The 17,115-nt window shown below is 44.0% G+C and carries 17 protein-coding genes; 3 read left to right on the top strand and 14 right to left on the bottom strand.

Features of this window, described 5'->3' with window-relative positions; translation table 11 throughout:
• Window positions 1-44 precede the first annotated feature (44 nt).
• The 3 genes from leuC to truB form a co-directional block, all read right to left on the bottom strand.
• The gene (gene leuC, locus BLQ60_RS08695) at window positions 45-1,490 is read right to left on the bottom strand and encodes a 3-isopropylmalate dehydratase large subunit (RefSeq protein WP_092618976.1); all 1,446 of its coding nucleotides are present in this window, start codon (window positions 1,488-1,490) and stop codon (window positions 45-47) included.
• Window positions 1,491-1,662: 172 nt separating this feature from the next.
• Window positions 1,663-2,304 (bottom strand): TetR/AcrR family transcriptional regulator, encoded by a 642-nt coding sequence (locus BLQ60_RS08690; protein ID WP_092618973.1) that lies wholly within the window; start codon window positions 2,302-2,304, stop codon window positions 1,663-1,665.
• Window positions 2,305-2,495: 191 nt separating this feature from the next.
• On the bottom strand, window positions 2,496-3,398 hold the full coding sequence (truB, locus tag BLQ60_RS08685) for a tRNA pseudouridine(55) synthase TruB (RefSeq protein ID WP_092618970.1): 903 nt from the start codon (window positions 3,396-3,398) through the stop codon (window positions 2,496-2,498).
• A gap of 143 nt (window positions 3,399-3,541) precedes the next feature.
• Between truB and BLQ60_RS08680 the strand changes: the two genes are divergently transcribed.
• The 3 genes from BLQ60_RS08680 (at window position 3,542) to BLQ60_RS08670 (ending at window position 7,145) form a co-directional block, all read left to right on the top strand.
• Window positions 3,542-4,585 carry a lipase secretion chaperone gene (locus BLQ60_RS08680; protein ID WP_092618967.1) on the top strand — a complete coding sequence of 348 codons (1,044 nt, stop codon included), beginning with the start codon at window positions 3,542-3,544 and terminating at the stop codon, window positions 4,583-4,585.
• A 191-nt stretch (window positions 4,586-4,776) separates the two neighbouring features.
• Window positions 4,777-5,769 carry an esterase/lipase family protein gene (locus BLQ60_RS08675; protein WP_244516008.1) on the top strand — a complete coding sequence of 331 codons (993 nt, stop codon included), beginning with the start codon at window positions 4,777-4,779 and terminating at the stop codon, window positions 5,767-5,769.
• A 407-nt stretch (window positions 5,770-6,176) separates the two neighbouring features.
• Complete coding sequence (locus BLQ60_RS08670; RefSeq protein ID WP_092618964.1) at window positions 6,177-7,145, top strand: esterase/lipase family protein; 969 nt, start codon at window positions 6,177-6,179, stop codon at window positions 7,143-7,145.
• An 83-nt stretch (window positions 7,146-7,228) separates the two neighbouring features.
• On the opposite strand, the gene rplS is transcribed toward BLQ60_RS08670, so the two are convergent.
• The 11 genes from rplS to BLQ60_RS08615 all read right to left on the bottom strand — a co-directional run bounded on the left by rplS (window position 7,229) and on the right by BLQ60_RS08615 (window position 17,104).
• The gene (gene rplS / locus BLQ60_RS08665; RefSeq protein WP_092618961.1) at window positions 7,229-7,603 is read right to left on the bottom strand and encodes a 50S ribosomal protein L19; all 375 of its coding nucleotides are present in this window, start codon (window positions 7,601-7,603) and stop codon (window positions 7,229-7,231) included.
• Window positions 7,604-7,749: 146 nt separating this feature from the next.
• Window positions 7,750-8,499 carry a tRNA (guanosine(37)-N1)-methyltransferase TrmD gene (gene trmD / locus BLQ60_RS08660; protein ID WP_092618958.1) on the bottom strand — a complete coding sequence of 250 codons (750 nt, stop codon included), beginning with the start codon at window positions 8,497-8,499 and terminating at the stop codon, window positions 7,750-7,752.
• A gap of 44 nt (window positions 8,500-8,543) precedes the next feature.
• Window positions 8,544-9,098, bottom strand: a complete 555-nt coding sequence (rimM, locus tag BLQ60_RS08655) for a ribosome maturation factor RimM (protein WP_092618955.1) — start codon at window positions 9,096-9,098, stop codon at window positions 8,544-8,546.
• Window positions 9,099-9,101: 3 nt separating this feature from the next.
• Window positions 9,102-9,350, bottom strand: coding sequence for a 30S ribosomal protein S16 (rpsP, locus tag BLQ60_RS08650; protein WP_092618952.1), 249 nt, complete (start codon window positions 9,348-9,350; stop codon window positions 9,102-9,104).
• Between the two features lie 146 nt (window positions 9,351-9,496).
• Window positions 9,497-9,955, bottom strand: a complete 459-nt coding sequence (locus BLQ60_RS08645; protein ID WP_092618949.1) for a type IV pilin protein — start codon at window positions 9,953-9,955, stop codon at window positions 9,497-9,499.
• Window positions 9,955-10,407: a type IV pilin protein gene (locus BLQ60_RS08640; RefSeq protein WP_092618946.1), complete on the bottom strand. Its 453-nt coding sequence runs from the start codon at window positions 10,405-10,407 to the stop codon at window positions 9,955-9,957. Before BLQ60_RS08640 ends, BLQ60_RS08645 begins: the two co-directional genes overlap by 1 nt.
• 8 nt (window positions 10,408-10,415) lie before the next feature.
• Window positions 10,416-14,243 carry a pilus assembly protein gene (locus BLQ60_RS08635; RefSeq protein WP_244516007.1) on the bottom strand — a complete coding sequence of 1,276 codons (3,828 nt, stop codon included), beginning with the start codon at window positions 14,241-14,243 and terminating at the stop codon, window positions 10,416-10,418.
• A 14-nt stretch (window positions 14,244-14,257) separates the two neighbouring features.
• Window positions 14,258-15,025 (bottom strand): pilus assembly PilX family protein, encoded by a 768-nt coding sequence (locus BLQ60_RS08630; RefSeq protein ID WP_171259091.1) that lies wholly within the window; start codon window positions 15,023-15,025, stop codon window positions 14,258-14,260.
• A gap of 2 nt (window positions 15,026-15,027) precedes the next feature.
• Window positions 15,028-16,173 carry a PilW family protein gene (locus BLQ60_RS08625; protein ID WP_092618936.1) on the bottom strand — a complete coding sequence of 382 codons (1,146 nt, stop codon included), beginning with the start codon at window positions 16,171-16,173 and terminating at the stop codon, window positions 15,028-15,030.
• Window positions 16,173-16,682 carry a type IV pilus modification protein PilV gene (gene pilV / locus BLQ60_RS08620; protein WP_092618933.1) on the bottom strand — a complete coding sequence of 170 codons (510 nt, stop codon included), beginning with the start codon at window positions 16,680-16,682 and terminating at the stop codon, window positions 16,173-16,175. Before pilV ends, BLQ60_RS08625 begins: the two co-directional genes overlap by 1 nt.
• On the bottom strand, window positions 16,682-17,104 hold the full coding sequence (locus BLQ60_RS08615) for a GspH/FimT family pseudopilin (protein WP_092619548.1): 423 nt from the start codon (window positions 17,102-17,104) through the stop codon (window positions 16,682-16,684). Before BLQ60_RS08615 ends, pilV begins: the two co-directional genes overlap by 1 nt.
• Between the last annotated feature and the right edge of the window lie 11 nt (window positions 17,105-17,115).

Below are 17,115 nucleotides of genomic sequence, written 5' to 3'. Positions count from 1 at the left end.
CCCTTTTACAAAGGTGAGCAGTGCTGCTGCGCAAGAGGGGGATTTTAGAAAGTTCTCACATCAACGAAATGACCTGCAATCGCCGCCGCCGCCGCCATCGCTGGGCTGACGAGATGCGTACGCCCACCATTGCCTTGACGACCTTCGAAGTTACGGTTTGACGTTGATGCACAATGCTCACCCGATTGCAATTTGTCGGCATTCATCGCCAAGCACATTGAGCAACCTGGTTCACGCCATTCAAAGCCTGCTTCAACAAAGATTTTATCCAAACCTTCTGCTTCTGCTTGCTTTTTCACGATACCTGAACCTGGCACGATCATCGCTTGCTTCAAAGTTGGCGAGACTTTACGCCCTTTGATCACTTCAGCCGCTTCACGCATGTCTTCAATACGAGAGTTGGTACATGAGCCGATAAAAACACGATCTAACTGAATATCCGCAAGCGCCTGACCTTCGGTTAATCCCATATATTGATAAGCACGTGTCCAGTCTTTGCGCTGTACATCATCTTTGGCTTGTTGCAACGTCGGCACATTTTGCGTCACAGGAATCACCATCTCTGGCGAGGTTCCCCAAGACACTTGTGGCTCAATATCTTCACCTTGCAATTCGATCACGGTATCGAATACCGCATCATCATCAGAGTGCAAATTGCCCCAATATTCAACCGCCTGATCCCACTGCTCGCCTTGCGGTGCATATGGACGATCTTGGACATAATCAATGGTTTCTTGATCGACAGCGACCAATCCGACACGTGCGCCCGCTTCGATCGCCATATTGCAGACCGTCATACGCCCTTCGATCGTCATATCACGGAATACTTGACCGCCAAACTCCATGGCATGACCTGTACCACCAGCAGTACCGATCTTGGCAATAATCGCTAACACCACATCTTTTGGCGTGACGCCTTTACCCAACTTACCATCCACACGGATCAGCATGTTTTTCATTTTCTTCTGCACTAAGCATTGTGTCGCAAGCACATGCTCAACTTCAGAAGTCCCAATACCATGCGCCAAACAGCCCAATGCACCATGCGTTGCTGTATGCGAGTCACCACACACCACCGTCATCCCTGGTAACACCAAACCTTGCTCAGGACCGATCACATGCACGATACCTTGACGTTCATCATTGATTTTAAATTCAACAATATTAAAGGTCGCACAGTTATCATCCAAAGTCTGTACTTGGATCCGTGAGGTATCATCTTTGATCCCTGCAATCCCTTCGGCACGTTCTTTTTGCGAGGTCGGGACATTGTGATCAGGGGTGGCAATATTGGCACTTAATCGCCACGGCTTGCGACCCGCAAGTTGTAAGCCTTCGAATGCCTGCGGTGAAGTCACTTCATGCAAAAGATGACGATCGATATAGATCAAACTTGAGCCGTCATCACGTTGTTTAACCAAGTGATCATCCCACAATTTGTCATACAAGGTTTTACCTTGTGCTTGATTGTTTGGGGTTTTGCCTGCCATTTTGAAGCCTCCAACTGCGCCACGATTTGGTCTGGGTAGAATGAAAAGAAATAAATCTATGATTGAATTATACTGCGAAATTAAACATAAAACTAATTTATGATTTTTATTAATTTAAAAACTTTTTGGAATGTGTTTTTTAAGTATTAAGTGAATTCGCCTTGATGACAACTCACTCCTCAAGTGGATTCATGTCCAGATGCTTTAATTCTGCAAAGTTTGTCGTATTTGACGGGAAAGTATAGGCTTGATGAATATACAAATTTATCAACTTGTCTCGTGATCCGATTGAACGCTGATAGTAACTTGAATTGAGCAGTAAACATGCGCCAAAAGTCAGTGACCATACATAAGACGTATAATCCCGAATTGAAATTTCATAATTCATGGATTTAAGATACTTTTCGATCATGTCTCGAATCGCCATAATGCGTTCTTGACGAATCTGATAAAGCTCATCAAAGGTCGCATTGGAATGCAGCACTGACATGGTCAGTTGCTCTTCGATCTGATGCAAAATGATGGCTTTCTTGGGGTCACGCAGATGATAGAGCATATAACGAGGAATATGCTCGTAGATATCGTGATTATATTTTTTTGAAATCTCGAGCACGTTATTTTCGTTCTCGATGATCAGATGCATCAACAGTTCATTTTTACTGGCAAAATGCTTATACAACGTGCCTTTGGCAAGATCAAGCTCTTTGGCGATTTCATCAAGTGTAAAATTTTGATTTTCCAACAACAAACTTTCCGCAACACGTAATATCTGCTGCTCACGCTCTTTGTACATGGCTTGACGCTGTAACTTCATCACAATCCAAAACTTGCTCTACACCCGATCTAATATACCTTTTTTTGCGTCTGAGTTGTAGCGCAAATCGACCGATTGTCCAGCGATCAATGGTGCACTTTCGTCCTATTGCATCTCATATATCGCAACCTTGCGCGCTTAGCCCTTACACTGAAATCCCTTTGCCTAGCCCCCACACTAAATCCTTGCGCTTAACCCTCACGCTGAATCAATAAGCGCTTCGGTTTTAAGCGCCCAACCGCACTCACCTCAGCAAGCCCCAAACATTGCCCATTGGAAAAGACCAACACATCATCTGTCTCAGGGAAATCTACGCTACTTTCTTGACCGTTGTTAAAATACTTTACCCGCTCGATTGGCAATTCAAGCTTTGGCAAACCTTCAACCGCTGCATAGCTCGGTAATAATAATTGCTCACGCCCCACTTCATCCAAACTTTCCAAATAATCAATGGTCAGACTTTCATCCAGTTGAAAATGTCCTGTTTGAATGCGATGCAACTTGGTCAGATGACCGACTGTGCCCATCGCCTTGGCAATGTCTTCACCAAGCACCCGAATATAAGTGCCTTTTGAACAAGTCACATCAAGAGAAATACTCTGTTCGGTAAAATCCAACAGCTCCATCTTTGAAATGATAATTGGGCGTGCAGGACGTTCGATGTTGATACCCTGCCTCGCAAGCTCATACAGCGGACGACCGTCTTTTTTTAGCGCCGAATACATTGGTGGAATTTGATCACTCTTTCCTTCAAACTGTTTTAATATTTTCGAAATCGAATCTACAGTCAATAACGGAATCTCGGCTGAAGCAATCACCTCTCCCTCCACATCGCCTGTCGACGTCGCCTGTCCGAGTTGAATCGTAGTCTGATAACGCTTGTCCGCATCGAGCAGATAATGTGAAAATTTCGTCGCTTCACCCAAACAAATTGGCAGTAATCCCGTCGCCAAAGGATCGAGCGCCCCTGTATGCCCAGCCTTATGCGCACGATAGAGCCAGCGTACCTTTTGCAAGGCAGCATTCGAACTGATATTTAAAGGTTTATTCAACAAAAATACACCATCAATATGACGGCGCTGAATTTTGCTCATGGCATGATCGCAGGCTGTAAAATTGTGCCTAGTGTAGCAAAATTAATACCGCCTATCGGCTTTTCATGTTGAAAAAAGACAGCCGTATATTTTTATGCTAATTTTTATGTTCGAAACCGCACGACAAGGATTAGGTGTGCTCAATGAGTTTTCGCAAGGATTCGCTTTTTATAATTTTACCTATTATTTTCGTATTGCTCATCGGAGGCACGCTGTTTTGGCTCAAGTCTGGTGATCCCCAAAGTCAAGCCACAGCGCATAGCACATCAGATCAATCAGAAAATACGTTGTCATCGACTGATACCACTTCAGCGCATGCACCTAACCTACAAAATGCAAAATATAGTAGCCAAAGCCAGCAAGATATCGACATTGACTGTAAGATGAACTTGGATGCTGGTCAGCGCCTTATCGTCAATGAACAAACCAAAAATTGTTTTGAATATTTCATCACCCAATACGGCGAAAAAAGCATCGATCAAATCAAGACGGATTTTGAAAAGTATATCCGAGCTAATTATCAAGAACCTGCATTGTCGCAAATCCTTGATCTATGGACGCGTTACATGGATTACCGTGAGCAACTTGGTAAATTACAACCACCTACCAGCAATTCAAATACAGCGAAATATTACCGAGAAATTTACGAGAAACAGCAAAATTTGCGCAAAACCTACTTTTCTCGTGAAGAAATTCAAGGCTTATTTGGCGAGGAAAATCTGTACCACGAATACACCCTGCAACGCTTGGAAATCCTAGAAGATAAGTCGCTCAGTGAAGCCGAAAAAGGCAAGCGCCTAAAAGAACTGTTTGAGCAACTCCCCGCAGACTGGAAAGAAAATCTCGAGCAAATGAACAAACTCGAAGATTTACGCACCCTGACGGCTGATCTCAAAGCACGCAATGCCAGTGCTCAAGAGATTCGTCAGATGCGTTTAAATCTCGTCGGTGCTGAAGCGACTGGTCGACTAGAAACGCTTGATACCCAGCGCAGTCAGTGGCAACAGCAAGTCAATAGCTACCTTGCACAGCGAGATTCGATCTTACAAAGTGGTATGAGCGAAAGCGCCAAAACCGCAGCCATTAATGATTTAAAACAACAACAATTTAACTCGGCGCAAGATCGTATGCGTCTGAATACCTTTGAAACAGTACACGATCAAGGAGGAAAATTACCGTTTAGTTAACCCTAACAAATAAATCGACCATATTCACTTTGGCTTTGAACTGATTGCTCGACTCAATCAGCAAAGTAGCTCCTTTGATGAATGGAGTGTAATACGACAATTCGCTAGCGCTTGATGACAATGATGCCATCTCAGCGAGTTGGAAAAGGATTCGTAAGAAATTTTCAAGGACACATATTTAAGGACTAAATATGAAAAAGTTAAATGCAAAAATGCTCAATGTAAAACAGATTGCAAGTATCGCCACACTCTCTTTAGGCATTGCGATGTCGAGTACAGGTCACAGTGCGGTCAGCTCACCCAATGTCACTATTAAGGGGACATATGCCAAAACCCAATATCCGATTTTATTTGTACATGGCATGTTTGGTTTTGATACCTTAGGTACAGATACTTTTGGTATGGACTATTTTTATCAAGTCTTGCCTGATCTCGCCCGTAATGGCGCAACCACTTATGCCGCACAAGTCTCACCGCTTGAGTCAACGGAAGTACGTGGCGAACAACTACTCACTCAAGTGGAAGAAGTCATGGCAATCACAGGGGCGACGAAACTCAACCTAATTGGACACTCGCATGGTGGGCCAACTATTCGCTATATCGAAGCAGTTAAACCTCAATATGTTGCGTCTCTTACAGGGGTAGGTGGAACATTCCGTGGTTCCAAAGTTGCCGATCTGGTACTTAGCAACAATGCCAGCACCGCACTGGTCTCTGCGATCAGCGACTATCTCTTAGGACCAGTAATTACGTTAGCTTCTAGCAATCCATCACTACCGATTAGCACCGAACGCTCATTGCAATCGATTAGCGTTGCAGGTTCAAGCACATTCAACACTACCTACCCAACTCCAGCACTGGCATCTTCATGTACTGCAAACGGTGCAACTTCGAATAATGGCGTGTACTACTACTCTTGGACTGGCACATCACAGTTGACCAATGTCTTTGATTTACTTGATGTTGGCGTGTCTACCCTTGCACCACTGGCATATGGCAGCTTAGATAATGATGGCTTGGTGCCACGCTGTAGCGCCCGCTTCGGCAAAGTGATTCGTGACAATTACAGCCTCACCCACCTCGATGAAGTCAACTTGGTACTCGGCATGCGTGGTTTATTTGCACCCGATCCAGTTACCCTCTATCGCCAACATGCGAATCGCTTAAAACTGCAAGGCTTATAAATAACGCTCACCCACAAATCATCAAGTGCCACTGCGAAATGGAACGCTTGGCACTTGATGCACATCTCAACTCGCCCCTTGGGCAAAAGCATAATATACAAAATGCGAATAAATTTTCAATTTAGCGCTCAATAGGCAAAAAATACCAGACAAGTTTGAATTATAGATATTTAAAAATACACATAATATACTGTTAACATTAACTATTTAAATTAAAAATCACCCACATTATGTCACTCATCCAATTTAAATAATGCGAATTGATTAGCAAAAAATGACATGCTACATTGTCAAGATAAAATAATAATCAATCACAATTCCTAAGGTCTGCCGTTTCGTTGCGAAATGCGTCGGTAGACCCTAAGTATTGTTTTAGGGAAAGTCAAAATAATAGAGGATTTTTAACAATGAAATATGGACTGTTATGTGCAGGGATTATCTCTGCGATGGCAACTTCGATGACAGGGGCATCCAGCACCCATCCTATGCAGATCACCGCTGATAAAGTCAAATCAAGCTATGCACAAACCAAATACCCTATGGTCTTTGCACACGGTTGGCTTGGTTGGCAGCGTATTGGTAATGATAGTTTTAATGTCGATTATTGGTATCAAATCTTACCTGATCTGGCACGTAATGGCGGTACGGTATTTGCCGCACAAATGTCGCCAGCCAATACCACTGCATTTCGAGGTGAACAATTAATTTCACAAGTTGAAGAAGTGATGGCGATCACTGGATCGGATAAAGTGAATTTGATTGGTCACTCACACGGCGGACCAACTGTGCAATATGTCGCTGCCGTCAAACCTGATTATATTGCTTCTGTGACTGGTGTGGCTGGTACCTATCGTGGTTCACGAGTTGCAGATAAAATACAAAGCAATGACATCTCTCGCACTGCCTTTAACATTCTCGGTGACTACATCGTTGCCCCTCTACTCACTTGGGCACAAGGCAATCCAGACATTCCTGTCGATTTTGATGCATCAATGAAATCTTTAACTGAAGTTGAATCCGCTCGCTTCAATCAACAATATCCAACCACCGCACTCGCTTCGAGCTGTAACGAAAGTGGCGCTAAAGTCGATCGTGGCATTTATTATTATTCTTGGACAGGTGTTGCCCAAACCACCAATATTTTTGATATTGATACCATTCTGATGCAACTTGGGCCGATGGCATATGGCAATAAAGACAATGACGGCATGGTCGCACGTTGCAGCACGCATCTTGGGTATGTGATTCGTGACAACTACAAACTCAATCATACCGATCTTGCCAATCTCATGTTTGGCTTGACGGGTTTATTTGCGCCAGATCCAGTCGGCTTATATCGTCAACACGCCAACCGTTTAAAACTACAAGGTTTGTAATCCATCCAATTTTTTCAGACATAAAAAATGCGCCAATCATGGCGCATTTTTTAATTTTAAAGCAATTCGCTCTAAAACAGCGATTATGCTTCTGTTTTACGAGCTGGTAATTTTTCACGAATACGTGCAGCTTTACCAGTAAGACCACGTAGGTAGTAAAGTTTCGCACGACGAACGTCACCACGACGTTTCACTTCGATTTTTGCAACGATTGGTGAATGTGTTTGGAAAACACGTTCAACACCAACACCGCTAGAAATCTTACGCACTGTGAAAGCAGAGTTCAGACCACGATTTTTCTTCGCAATCACCACACCTTCATATGCCTGAAGACGTTCACGGTTACCCTCTTTTACTTTTACAGAGACAACAACTGTATCACCTGGTGCAAACGCAGGGATATCAGATTTCAATTGCGCATTTTCAACTGCTTGAACTAAAGGATGTTTGCCACTCATTGTGGGAATCTCCAATATGCGAACGCAATATTTTCATGTTTAAAATAAATATTGTTTCGCTGGGGACAGAGGCTAGACGCGTATCAACCCGTTTATCTAAACTTCAAAGTCTGGCTTTAATGTTAACCAAAACTCAAAGCGCACATTTATGATTCCGAGGAATTCAAATTTCTAAGCCATTTTTCCTGCTGCTTCGTCAGTTTCGCTTGTTCGACCAATTCTGGACGACGCTCAAGTGTACGCTGATAACGCTGCAAAAACCGCCATTTCTCAATATTGCCATGATGACCAGACTTGAGTACCGCTGGCACATCTAAGCCTTCGAAATGATCAGGCTTGGTATATTGTGGGCAATCGAGTAGACCATCCACAAAAGAATCTTGCAAAGCTGATTGTTCATCCGACATCACATTCGGTAATCGCCGAATTACACTGTCGAGTAATACCATCGCAGGAAGCTCACCACCTGATAAGACATAATCTCCAATCGACCATTCTTGATCGACATAACGCTGGATCAAACGCTCATCCACCCCTTCATAGCGTCCGCAAAGCACAATCAAACCATCATAATTGACGAATTGCTGCACTGCGACCTCATTCAGAGTCTGTCCTTGCGGTGACATATACACCACGGGGACATTGGCACATCCTGCTTGCTGCGCAAGCTGTTTGGCATGATTAATCGCTTTTGCCAAAGGCTCAGCCATCATCACCATACCAGGACCACCACCAAATGGACGTTCATCCACTCGCTTATAGTTGCCCTCTGCAAAATCTCGTGGGTTAATACAAGTGACTTGTACTTGCTCACGTTTTGCTGCACGCCCGCTAATACCAAAGGCGGTGATCGCTTCAAACATCTCGGGAAATAATGTAATCACTGCAAACCACATCAGAGATTCCTCATTTCCAGTTTAAAATTAATATTTTTAAAATATTAATAATCTACGCCCCAATTGACGTAAATTCGACCTGCTTCAATATCAACCCGTTGAACCACATCTTTGTGCCACGGAATCATCCGTTCCTCAGCGTCAATGCTATCAGGTGTTGCGTGAACCACCATGACATCATTTGCGCCAGTTTCAAACAGCTCATGAATCTTGCCTAGATTGACTTCATTTTCAGAATCATCTAAGCCAAGCACTGTCAGACCCTTGAGGTCATTCCAGTAATATTCATCCATACCTGCTTGAGGCAATTGTGATTTGGACACCCAAATCTCGGCACCGATTATCTGCTCCGCTGCTGTGCGATCACTCACACCTTTGAGCGCAACCACTAAACCTTTGCCCTGTGTTTTCCAACGTTTTACATTGACTGTCTGCCAACCCGTCTTGGTTTGAATATACCAAGGAAGATAGTCAAACATATTGCTTATTGGATCAGTCTTGGAAAAGACCCAAAGCCAACCATTCAATCCATACGGGGTGCGTAACTGTCCAATCTGGATACGATCTTCAGGCACGTCCTGCACGGTAGTTTGACTCATCAATTAAGCAGTCGCTTGCGCTTGTTTTGCAATCGAAGCAACACGCTCAGAAGGTTGTGCACCTTGAGCGACCCAGTGTGCATAACGGTCTGCATCCAAACGGATTTTTTCTGCTTGACCTTGTGCAGTTGGGTTAAAGAAGCCAATACGCTCGATAAAACGACCATCACGTGCATTGCGACTATCAGTCACAATTACTTGATAGAACGGGCGTTTTTTAGCGCCACCACGGGCTAAACGAATTACGACCATGTCATACTCTCTACTAAAAAGTGTTCTTAAAAAAGAAGCCTTTTGATACACGAGGCATCAAAAGGCGGATATTTTAAGCGATAACGCAAATTTTATAAAGGGTTTTTGTCAGATTTTCTCTTTCTATCTGATTTTACCCAAATCGATTAACGACCGTCCCAGTTTGTCGTCGCACTTGGTACGCAGGCAGTCCCGCTATTATCTGTCCCCTCTGTCCAACAACGCCAACCTCGATGATTGAGCACGATATGCCCATCACCCTTCTGACGTGCTGAAGCTATCGGCGTCGCAGTAAGCGTCCATGTCCCTGCTTGAACATTCGTGAGTTGTAAATTATACAGCGCAGTCCCTGTGGTCGGAAATACGGTTGGTGTATTAATCGTTGCCAAAGTGATTGGTGTACCATTCGGCGTAAAGGTAAAATTGGCAATTCGATATTTTTGCAACTGCTGTGCGATCGCCATCATCCCAGCTTGCGCATCCGTACGATTGGTTCGGATCACATAGCGATCATAAGATGGCAATGCAATCGCAGCCAAAATACCAATGATCAACACAACGATCATCATCTCGACCAAAGTAAAACCCATTTGATTCGATCGCATTACCAATTCTCCGCACCATTTGCTTGCGTACCACAGCCCGTAAAGGTCACACTATTGGTCAATTTATTCCTACAGCGTATTCCTGTACTGGTCATGAGGAATGTAAAATTTCGACCACTGGTATTCACTGCGCGAATCGCCCAACTCCGCCCATCAACGCCTGTAGTGGTCAACACGCTTGCTGTATTGGCACCATCACGCACTTGAAAAGTATAATCCTGTACCGTATTTGGTGTGATATTAAAACCACCATAATTAAAATTACGTGTCTTCCAGCGCTCTAGCTCCGTTGATAAGCGTTGAACCTCTTGCTGCGCCTGAGCCGCTTGGGCTCGGCGCACATACTCTTGATAGAGCGGGATGGCGAATGCGGCGAATATCGCAATAATTACCACCACCACCATCAGCTCGATCAAAGTAAAGCCACGTTGAGGTGCTTTCATGGTATGCATAACACCTCCTAGCTCGTTGTCCGACTGAGTTTTTCAAACCAACGTAATGGAATCAAACATGATCGGGTATCATCGCCACCGTTAAGAGGCCCTGTTAATGCCGTCGGCACACGAGTCCCAGTATCGATACAATAATTCTCTGCGCTGGTTTTAGGTTTTTCATCTTCGTCATCATCCTCAATAATAGGACAAGTACCATCATCGCTACAATTACTGGTAATCACAGGCTCTTGAATACCAATTCCTATTGGCACATCCTCTGGAGGATCTCTGATTATGATATTGCCATCATCATCCAGAACTTTTTCACACTGTCCGTATGGCATACAGAAGGATGCAGCGAAGCTCTCACCTTTTACCCCTGCTCCGCAATCTCCAGAAATCCCTGGCTTACTACTATCAAAGGTTGGTACATACATGCGGTAGTTGGTCACGATTGGCGTACCGTAGACTTTTTCACTTTGCACCTTATAGTCGCTACATTTGGTATCACCATTAATCCCTGTTTTACAGGTCTTAAATTGATAATACCAGCCACCAGTAGTCGCAAATGGTGCCACCAAGCTGGTATCGTCACCACGGTTATTATTCGTAATCAAGCCCAAATTCGACAAGGTCATGTCTTTGGTATTATAAGTTGAGGTTGAGTACAGGTCGGTACGTGCTACATCCTTATCGTAAATCGTATAAACAGCATCATAATCTACACCACTAGTACCTGCAGTATAGCTGAGTAGCGGTGTACTACGGTTACCACTACCTATCGAGATCGCAGCAAATGTTGTGCCGTTACTTCGATACAGCGAGAAAGCGGGCTTATCATAGAAGCGTGGCTGTGTGCCTTTACTTGCATTCGCAGTCAGATTTAATAAACGCACAGTCGCTTTGGCAAAGGAGCCAATAGCCGTTGCTTTATTATTTAAATCGACACGGAATACTTGACCACCAAGGTCACCAAAGTAAAGGTGATCGACGAGATCATCACCATTTCGATCTTCGGCACGAATTTCACTGACCACACTATATTTCATGTCACTGTTACCAGTACCAATAGTGCCAGAGGTGGTACCTGCTGAACTGGTACTCGCATTGGCACTTGCCCACCAGAGCAGATCACCCGCATCCGAGCCATCGGCACTAAACATATACACGCCAGCGCCTTTTTTGTTGGTTTGCACATAGTTAGATTTTTCGTATTCTGGATCATATCCACCACCAACGAACATCACCAACTTCTTCTTACCACCCCAGTTGACGTAAGCCAAGGTCGGCTTAGACCAACTCTGCCCCATATGGCTAAGTGGTCCAGAAGTCACACCATCTGGATTGATATGGAACTTCAAACTTGGGGAATCAATGTCTGCAAGATCGAGCGCATAATAGCTCCGTCCGCCCATACGCAAACCACCATAAGCAATTTGCTTCCCTTTTTGATTTGTGCCTTTTCCTGAGCCCACCACCAAGTTGCCTGACGAGTCGAGCACATATTCAGTATGAAGCACCCATGGGCCATCGATACCGTAGAACATACTCTCCACACCACCAGAGGTCTTGGTATAGTCAACAAAGGCTTCTTTTTGCTTTTCAACCATTTCATTTGGTACAAAAGCAAATTTCTCAGCACCTGTTTTCGCATCAACTACATGCAACAAACCTTGAGTCGTACCAAATAGGATGTAGTCCTCACGGTTGGTCGACGTCACAACTTTGGTCGTCTTGTTATAAGCTACTTTACCTTTATTGGTCACCAAAATCGGTAGAGAATGCATCACTGCGCCGAATTGACGCAACTCACCATTACTCGCTAAAGTCGTTGCGGTAATATCTTCTGGCTTCGATGCATCATCAACAGCATAGCCGAGTAGGCTCACCAAATAACCTCGATTTGCATCGTATTTATAGGTTGAATCAGTCAAGTCATCCAAGGTAAATCGGCGTAAAGATGAGCCATTACCAAAGGTTGCATTCGATCCCGAACCTGTAGCTTTACGGTTGGTAAGTAATTTACGCTGAACATTACCTGCATCATTGAGACGCAACTTTAACTGTGACCATGCACCACCTTTAGCAGCAAACTTTCTACTACCAATGACATCAATATCACTATCTGCAACCGCACTGTTAACATCAGCTGACCAATAATCATATACTGCTGTAAGCAAACGTCCCGTTGAATCATCATAGGTCGGTTCAATCAAAGTGCCATCATCATCGATCACATCTTCGTTATTTTCGCCTTTTAATATCCCCGAAGAATCCAATTTATACTTTTTCAGGTTACCCACCCAAAGCTGATAGGACTTCTCAGGTGTCGGCTGGAATTGTTGATAATAAGCATCATTTAACAATGTGGTTGGATTTAATGCATCTGTCGGCACAGTCGGAGAGCCCGTAGTTACCGCAGGAATATCCGTACCCAAACTATCAATAAATGCATTCACACTATCCACAACGTCTTGCGAGCTACTGCCAGAGTACCAGCCGCCCTCACCGATAATCCCCCAATAGGCTGCACGCTTCACATTGGTATCGATTGTGCCAAGTGCCTCAATATTCTGTTCTTGAGTCTTAGTGCGGTCATAGGAGGTCACGCCATTAAAATCAGAACCGAAACCCACCACTGCGGTTTTTACTTTTAAGCCGATTGGGTTACTTGCTGGCGTTAATAGTGTCGTTGCCATCTTATGAATGCAATCCCAACTACCACTATCATCACAAGTAAAACTCATTCCTTTCAATCCAAGTGCACCCTGCATCAATGGTAAAGAGCCTGAATCTTGTGTCGGCTCCCCATCAGTTAAAACATAGACACCTTGACCACTACACTGTTTAATATCATCTGTCTGAGATAGGGACGATGGCATTTCATAAACTTCATTCGCTGGAGCCAGCTTCGTGGTATCTAATGAGTAAGAAAACCCGCTATTACTATTGGCTGCTTGGATGACACCTGTGTAGTAATAGCAAATATTGTTGCTATAGTTACTAAAATTACATCGATATCCAGCATAAGCATCCCCAGTCGGTACAGATATAGAAGTAGAGGCATTACTCCATCTTGAACATGAAGAAAAACCTGAATTCCATGATGTACATTGCTGCACATAGGTATCGCCATAATACACAAAGCTTCGATAGTAAGGCATATCTGTGACATTATAATAACGAGATGCTGTGGTTTGTCCCATGATATAAGCAATGGTTTCTGCATAAGAACGTGCAGTTGGTGTATTTGTAGATGCACTCAAATCTTTCACATAACTTAATAAAATATCACGTTGAGTTTGCCCACCATAGGTCGCATTCAGTTTACGTGCAGGCACTAAAACTCGACCTGTATTATGATATGAGTTACCAGTATAAACACCTAATGTCGATAAACCGATGATTTTATCACCATCAAGCTTGGTAATTCCCTTAGCGGTATTTCCAGCAAGCAAATCGAATACACCATCCTTCAATCTGGAAATTCGATCATAACAACGATACGTTGAGCCCACCAAAGTACAGCCAGTCTTGGTATTTTTCACTTTGGTACTTGTTGTATTTGATGCAACAGCACAATAACTTCTTGAATACCCTCCAGGCGCTGTATCAGTCGTAAAGTTACAGTTTGAGGAAGTTCCATAGTCATTCCGAATAGAACGTGTATCCATACTTCCCGAGATATCCAGCATCAACATCAAAGTAATATCACCAGATTTCGCTTCTTGATAGATTTCGATATCACTTGCCTGTGTGACTCCTGTCGCCACCACCAAGGTAAATAATGCGGTGACAAATGAAGTCAATAGCTTGGAAGCCAAGCCATTAAAAAATTCTATTACTCTGTTCATCATCATACTCCGCATTAGTCTTTAAAGTCTTGCGAGACTAGGTAATGTTGTTCAAATGAGGTAAAAGGAATGTTGCGACTAGTTAAGCAATCGGTGACATTCTGTCGACTCACTGCATTAGCTGGCACAGTTGTCCCATCAGGAATGGTGACTTCATTCATTCTTGAATTCAGACATTCATCAATATTGGCATTGGTATCACTGGATAGCGTTGGCATCAGTGATACCGCATAGACACTCATTGGCTTGCTGGTTTCCAGTTTCGACTCATCCTCATCAGTCCCCGTGATCTTGCCAAAAAAAGGATCATTTTCTGAGGTACTGGTAAACTTCACCGCAATCTGTGTCATCACCGCACGGCGACCACTGGTAAAAAAGTTTCCTGAGGTTGCACTTGTTGAGCAATATCCATCTGTGCCTAGGGTATTGTTAGTTGGTGCAGTCTTACCCTCTTCCCAAACCATTAGACTCGCCAGTGTGCTGTCATAAAAATTTTCTTCACTACCTCGAAAGCAAAACACCAACTCTTTATCTTTATCTAAGGCACCACTGATATATTTAAACATACCGCTTTGCATCAAACCTTGCGCAATATTGTCACCGCTCTCGATATTAAAAAAAGCCGCATCAGAGTTTTGCATCATGAGCTGTTGTGCTTGGCTATTGGTTGCCACGCCCAAGGTAACCATGCTTTGGCGTACCGCCAGAGTCCCGATAATGGTAATCGCCACCAACATGATCAACACCACGATAAGCGTTGCACCTTTTTGTTTAAACTGAATATTCATGAGTCACCTCGATTACCAAATCCATTGCGTACGGCCACTGTTTGACTGACGACTTGACGCACATAACGTGGTGCATTGGCAGGCGCAGATTTTAAAGAAACCACTTGATCCAAAACTCGATAGGTTTGATCATCATTAATCACGCCATCTGGGCTAACTTGTTGCATCGAACGAGATAAAAGCCCTAACTGAAATGACATGATACGTGGCTTCGGATTGGCAAGTGCCATGTAGTCAGCAATCGAAATATAACGCAACTGACTTGATGCATTTTCAACACCAAGCAAAACATGGAAATGATCGATACGACTCATCACGATTTGCCCCGCACTCGCACCAAAAGTACTGGTATTCAGAGCCTCTGAAGGCGCACCACCTTGTATTCGAGTTCGAGCTAGCGACGGCATCGTTGTGAGATCGACGGAGTAATAACCCGCTTCACATGCCAAAGCTAAGGCAGCATTCGGTTCGTTAGTTGCAGCATTTGCATCCGCACGCAAAAAGTAGCGTTGCACTACAACTTGCCGACCAAATGGCATACTGCTACCGGGATTTTCAACACGAAAGTTCAGCGCATTGCCTTCACAGTCAAAGCCACCCACCCAGACATCATCTGCCGTAGTGGCTGTCCCTTGATCATTTAAAACATATTGTGGAATATATTGGATGGTGAGCTGATCACTGAGAATATCGGTTTGAGTAGAATTCCCATCAGCATCTGTACCCACTAACTGCACATTAGATGCGCCAGTCCATGCTGGTGCTGTCCCTGCCGTTTGACCTTGGCTTCTCGACAACAGGTTGACACCAACACCTGTCGTTAAGGTGTGAAAGATATTGCTTTGTGGGATACCACTTGCATCTTTGGTAGCATTAACAGAAGAGGTCAGCACCAAGCCTGTACCTGACGACATGTCTGTCATCGCTGCACCAGACGCATTCAAGTTTAAAAGGCGAACATCTTTAACGATATAATTTAGACCAAAATTGGCATTATCTTGTAATTCTGACAAACCTTTTTGAAATGCAACACTTCTTTGTGCTGTTAAAAATAGCATGATCGCCGCAGCAGAAATAACTAAGCCCAGCGCCAATGCGATCATGAGTTCGATTAATGTGAAGCCCGTTTGTTGTTTGAACATTAGTAGACCTCCATGATAATACAGGTCGAATTAGGGTCATAGGCAGTCGCCGTTGTACAGTTCCCTTCACCATCAACCGTTCCATTCGTCGCAGCTGTATCCCCCCAAGCAATATAGACGCACTCTCGCCCATTATTAGTGCCCTGACATGGCATCAAATTGAAGGTCATCCCTGCATCGCTAATTTTTTCTCGCATCTGCGCAACATCGTAATCTGCGAATTGAGCTATCGTACAAAACTGTGATGCGCAATTCTGTGCAGAAGTTGCTTGATTTGCTGCAGTACTTATTTGTGTGCGATAGGTTGGGTAGGCATAACGATTGACTCGAATTCGCTCCGCCAGATCACGAGCAAAGTTAATTGCTTGAACACGGTTGGCACTTTCTGCCGTAGCCTCGACTGCACGATACTGCAACGCCACAAAGCCCAATACACCGATTGCAAGTATTAACAATGCAACCAGAACTTCAACCATCCCGACACCAGCTTGATTCGTCATCGACTTCATTAGCATGTCCCCTCAATGACCCGCTGAACAACACCCATTCTAGACACTGTAAACTCCCTAGAATTTCCACCTGCAATCGCACATACCTCAAAAGTTGTATCTGCTGCGACACCACCGTTTAATAAAAAAGCAATCGTGGTTGCTGATGTTCCTGATAGCACCGCCGTTCCTTGAGGCATCCAATTCAGTTGCGTCGGTGTATCCGCAGCGGCTGAGTTAAGTGCCACTGTAACTGTGGTACGCTCCATCACTGCTTTCATTCGTGCTTCTTGTATTTTACCAATCAGCTCCGAAGTACTTCGATTTAGGTTTTGGGCACGTGTTAAATTAGCAAAGGCAGGCACTGCCATCGACGCAATAATCGCTAGCACTGCGATCGTCACCAGCATCTCAATTAACGTAAAACCTCGATTGCGTCTCATTTTCATATCTT

Origin of the sequence: Acinetobacter marinus, assembly GCF_900096915.1 — a bacterium.
Taxonomy (GTDB): domain Bacteria; phylum Pseudomonadota; class Gammaproteobacteria; order Pseudomonadales; family Moraxellaceae; genus Acinetobacter; species Acinetobacter marinus.
The sequence above is the reverse complement of the archived record's forward strand: the minus strand, read 5'-3'. Positions and strand labels throughout refer to the sequence as shown.